This is a genomic window from Vibrio sp. 10N.222.49.C9 (assembly GCF_041474985.1).
Taxonomy (GTDB): Bacteria; Pseudomonadota; Gammaproteobacteria; order Enterobacterales; family Vibrionaceae; genus Vibrio; species Vibrio crassostreae_C.
This window is the reverse complement of the sequence record NZ_JBFRVD010000533.1, coordinates 1-244: the sequence shown is the minus strand read 5'-3', so window position 1 is coordinate 244 and position 244 is coordinate 1. Positions and strand designations below refer to the sequence as shown.

Annotated in this window: 1 protein-coding gene; it reads right to left on the bottom strand. The window is 44.3% G+C overall.

Going from position 1 to position 244, the window contains the following annotated elements; all coding sequences use genetic code 11:
• Window positions 1–244: hypothetical protein (locus AB4585_RS24340; protein WP_372171320.1), on the bottom strand; the 244-nt coding region annotated here is incomplete at both ends.

Genomic DNA, 244 nt, shown 5'->3' with positions numbered 1-244 from the left:
CACTTAGAAGGGCATTTAGATCGCTTTGAAGTAACGGTTCGAAAGCATCCACCTTGTAGAATGCTTCTGTTTTACCAGTCAGATGCATAATGATGGCGTTTCGTACATACATTTCGTTCATTTCGAGGTCAGCAATCCTTGATTCTGGGACGACTACCGCTAAATCAAGACTCAAGAGCTGATAACGACTGTACTGCGCAGGGATCTGAACAAGGACACCTTTTACAACATGAGTCGCATTGGG